Source organism: Xenorhabdus eapokensis, from assembly GCF_001908105.1.
In genome coordinates, this window is record NZ_MKGQ01000005.1 from 170,017 (window position 1) to 174,109 (window position 4,093).

Sequence of the window (4,093 nt, forward strand, 5' to 3'; positions counted from 1 at the left end):
CGACGATTGTGGAAGAACTGTGAGAGATATTTGAATACCAGCCTTCAGTTCGTCAATCTGGCATTTCTCGTCGTGTTGCTGCGTAGAAAAAATACTGAATAGGCTGTTAGCGGTGGCCTGTGTGCTGGCATTAGGGCGTATCAGTGATCGTATCGATCAAAGTGTGCATTATCAAAGCCGTGATTTTCTGGCAGGTGATCTTGTCTTAAGGGCTTCATACCCCGTTGATGAAAGTCGGTTGCAAAAGGCACAAGAGCAGGGATTGACACTCAGTCGCCAAATCTCATTTTCGACCATGACATATGCGGGAGATATTCCGCAACTGGCTCAGGTGAAAGCCGCAGATGAGCGTTATCCTCTGTATGGCGAACTGGAAACCAATCCGCGTGGCTTAAAACCAGAAAAAGGTTCTGTGTTGGTAGCGCCACGATTGTTGACATTATTGGGTGTCAAGATTGGAGATGATATTGACGTGGGAGATACCACGTTGCAGATTCGTGGGGAATTGTTGCAAGAGCCTGACAGCAGTTTCAATCCCTTCCAGATTTCTCCCCGAATTTTAATCAATATTGATGATGCTCAGGCAACCGGGGCGATTCAACCCGGCAGCCGTTTGACTTACCGTTATATGTTTGCCGGTTCTCCTGCCGCCATCCAATCATTCCAGCAATTCATTGAACCGCAACTAAAAGCGGATCAACGCTGGCTGACCTTGAAACAAGATAATGGTGTCATGGCGCAATCTATTGAGCGTGCCCAGCAATTTTTATTGCTATCAGCTTTGTTGACATTACTACTTGCCGTAGCGGCAATGGCAGTTTCTATGACACATTACTGCCGCAGCCGACATAACCTGATTGCTATCCTGAAAACATTAGGCGCAGGGCGCTGGGCTCTACGTCAATGGATCATTGGGCAATGGCTAGTGATATTGCTTGCCGCCATAGTGGTAGGCTCTATTTTAGGCTTGGCTTTTGAATTTGCATTGATTCGAATTTTGGCAGGAATGCTACCTAAAATATTACCGCCAGCGGGAATGTGGCCGTGGATATGGGCGATAGCTGCCTTGTTTGGCATTGCCGTGTTGGTGGGGATCCGTCCTTATCGCCAACTCATGGCTACCCAGCCTTCACGGGTATTGAGAAGTGATGTAACGGCATCCATCTGGCCATTGCGTTACTATTTGCCTGCGGTGGCATTCATCATAACAGCAGGATTGATATTACTGGCAGGGACTAAACCGTTGTTATGGTCACTGTTAGCCGGAGTGCCGATTGTCGCGTTGTTTTTGGCATTATTCGGATGGGGGGGATTATGGCTACTGCGCCGTGTGACGTTCCGTCAGTTAAGCCTGCGTCTGGCGGTCAATCGGCTACTGTGCCGACCCTTTCAGACTATGACCCAATTGGCGGCATTTTCCCTGTCATTTATGTTGTTGGCTCTGCTGATTATGGCAAGGGGAGATTTATTGAACCAGTGGCAACAGCAATTGCCGCCGGATAGCCCTAATTATTTCCTGATTAACATGACCCAACCCCAAACAGCTCAAGTTAATGACTTATTGGCTAAATATCAGGTGAAACCGACCGATTTTTATCCCGTAGTGCTGGCACGTTTGACAGAAGTGAACGGGTACTCTGCGCTGGAATGGGCGAATGAAAAACACCCTAATAGTACTACCGTGCGTCGTGAACTGAACTTAACATGGAAAGCAGAACTGCCACCTTTTAATACCTTGATTGCGGGAACCTGGCCGCCAAAACCAAACGAAGTTTCTATAGAGCAAGGCGTTGCTGAACGGTTGCAAATTAACTTGGGGGATAAGCTCACATTCACCGGAGATACCCGAACGTTTCATGCCACAGTAAGCAGTATTCGCAAGGTGGATTGGGAGAGCATAAACCCGAATTTCATTTTTATCTTCGCCAAAGAGACGTTGGAAAATCAGCCCAGAATGTGGCTAACCAGCTTTCATTATGAAGGCGATGGCAGGTTGTTAACCGAAATTAACCGCCATTTCCCAACCATCAGCATGTTGGATATTGGTTCGATGCTCAAACAAGCACAAGGCATTTTGCAGCAAGTTAGCAAGGCATTAGAAGTTATGGTCGTTTTGGTGATGATTTGTGGCGGATTGCTGTTATTGGCACAAGTTCAGGTCGGAATGAGCCAGCGCCAACTTGAATTGGTGGTATACCGTACATTAGGGGCGAGCAAAAAACTTTTGCGTCGTACATTGTGGAGTGAATTTGCCCTGCTTGGTTTTATGGCTGGTTTGGCCGCGGCTTTTGGTGCAGAAATCGCACTTTGGTTGTTACAGACTCAGGTCTTTGATTTTCCGTGGCAGCCACAATGGCAGATGTGGTTTCTGCTTCCCATTATCAGTAGCTTACTGCTTTCACTATGTGGTGGCTGGTTGGGCGTCAGGCTATTACACAAGCAAGGGCAATATCGGCGCTTGCCTGAATAATTTCCACACCGCTGATAAACCTCGTTGGTTTATCAGCGATCTATTTGACCAGATATTATCAGGCAAATTCTTCTCTTAACTTGGGTAATAACTTCGGCAATCCCCGCCATCATTGTGATGGATTCAACCTTGTTTGTCCGTTATTGCAGTTCATTTTTACCTTATTCAGTCAATTGGCTGTTTTCAACGGTGTGTTTTCTTATTTTATGAGTAGGTGGTTTCATCGTTAATGTTATGACAAGAACAACCAATACGGGAATGGCAATAATCAGGAATGCAGAGGTAAAACTACCTGAATAATCTTTGAGAGCACCTGCAAAAAAAGGTGCCAGACAAGCCAGAGTGGATATCAGGTTCATGATAGAAAACAGTTCCAGATAAGGTTTGCGGCCAAAATAGTTAGCCAGCAATACACTGGATGCAAGGAAGGTCATGCCATATCCCATCCCGACACACAATGTAAACGCAATCAAGAACGGCCATGAAGAGGCGATACTCAAAGCGATCAAGCCAAGTATGATAATGAATAGGCTGATAATCAGTAATTTTTTCGGTTCTACCCATTCCCCAATTGCACCGCCCGCTAATCTGGAAAACGCATTGATAAAGGCCATTGTGCTCAGTAACCCTGCGGCGATAGCTTCACTGAAACCATTTTCGATAATATGGGCAACAGCAAAACTGTTAACGGTAATACCACACCATAAAAATGCGGTGTAAGTTGCAGCAATCACATAGAACTGCCATGTCCGTAGTGCCTGGCGTGCAGTCCAACGTTGCCGGGTGCGATAAATGCTGGGAGTATCTTGATTGCTATGTTTCTGGTTTACAGCCTTGGCGTGGGCGACTTCCCGTTTACCTTCCTGAAGCAGGATAATCGTCAGGATCACGAAGATGGAGAGGATAATGGCGGAAATCATCCAATGCATTCGCCATGTTCCCCAAATACGGGTCGCCAGAAAGTAGATCCACGGGCCAATTACTCCACCTAGCCCACCTATCGTGAAGTAGAAACCAAAAGCCAGGGATTGTTTTTCATATAGCCGTGAAATCACATAAGTACCTGGGACTGTCGCCAGAAAGGTAAAACCGATACCAATTAAAGCTGTACCAATAAAGTACGACGAAATAGCGTATGTGTGATACAGATTGTAGAAACCCGCCAGAAAAATCAGCAGACCGATAAACAGGGTAAAACGAACGCCAACTTTGCGGATAAATACGGTTGGCAGAAAACTGGATAGCCCGCAAGTCAGGCCAAGCAGCGTGAACCCTAACCCCGCATTTGTCCAACTCCAGCCCAGTTCATTAATCATACTCGGTAGGACAACACCTAATGACGTAAAGGTTGTTGCTGTGGATAAAAAATAGACCATGCCTAAAAGTATCAGCAAAAACCACTGATAAGTACGCCCGAATTTGTCGTGTTGAATGGACATTGAGACCCCATCAAGGATATAAACGATTAAAAGCGGCTCTATTTTATGTGTTTATTAGAAAAAGCTGTATCGAATAAACACACTATAACGCGATGCTCGACTTTAACACCCAATAACGAGAGTTTGTTGAAGCCAGTCGCGTTGTTTTTTACCTTGTTTAAAGTTGGCAAAAATACCTAATGTG

General features: G+C 45.7%; 2 protein-coding genes and 1 pseudogene. 2 read left to right on the forward strand and 1 reads right to left on the reverse strand.

The features are described from left to right. Together Xedl_RS25080 and ybbP are read left to right on the forward strand one after the other, a co-directional pair. Positions 1-102 (forward strand): annotated as a pseudogene (locus Xedl_RS25080) (IS5/IS1182 family transposase); the annotation flags it as partial. Continuing rightward, a complete protein-coding gene (ybbP, locus tag Xedl_RS05985; RefSeq protein WP_074022909.1) occupies positions 56-2,470 on the forward strand; it encodes a putative ABC transporter permease subunit YbbP in 2,415 nt (804 codons plus the stop codon). The pseudogene Xedl_RS25080 and the gene ybbP, both read left to right, overlap by 47 nt. 161 nt (positions 2,471-2,631) lie before the next feature. Here ybbP and Xedl_RS05990 read toward each other — a convergent pair whose 3' ends face one another. Beyond that, positions 2,632-3,909 (reverse strand): MFS transporter, encoded by a 1,278-nt coding sequence (locus tag Xedl_RS05990; RefSeq protein ID WP_074022910.1) that lies wholly within the window; start codon positions 3,907-3,909, stop codon positions 2,632-2,634. Positions 3,910-4,093 lie beyond the last annotated feature (184 nt).

Excerpts from the sequence above, each read along its gene's own strand:
- Xedl_RS05990 (WP_074022910.1), bottom strand. The coding sequence starts at position 3,909 with ATGTCCATTCAACACGACAAATTCGGGCGTACTTATCAGTGGTTTTTG.